Origin of the sequence: Pseudomonas sp. F1_0610, assembly GCF_047470865.1 — a bacterium.
GTDB lineage: Bacteria > Pseudomonadota > Gammaproteobacteria > Pseudomonadales > Pseudomonadaceae > JAZDRH01.
The window spans coordinates 1-242 of sequence record NZ_JAZDRH010000121.1 but is presented as its reverse complement, the minus strand read 5'-3'; the positions used below and the strand labels follow the sequence as shown (position 1 = coordinate 242).

Sequence of the window (242 nt, the reverse complement as noted above, 5' to 3'; positions counted from 1 at the left end):
ATCCCTGCGCAAGGAGATGGCGAAAGAGGCGATAATCAAACATGCCATCAGCATTCGCCTTGCTTGCAGCTGTCTAGGTATTAGCGAGAGCTGTTTTTACTATCAAAGCAAGCTCAATGCTGAGAACGAGCAGATTGCTGATTGGCTGCTTCGATTAACCGACAATAAAAAGCGCTGGGGATTTGGCCTATGCTTCTTGTACCTGCGTAATGTTAAAGGTTTTAAATGGAACCATAAGCGCG

1 pseudogene is annotated in these 242 nt (G+C 45.9%); it reads left to right on the top strand.

The window, feature by feature from the left end:
* A pseudogene (locus tag VQ643_RS16465) lies at positions 1-242 on the top strand (IS3 family transposase); the annotation flags it as partial.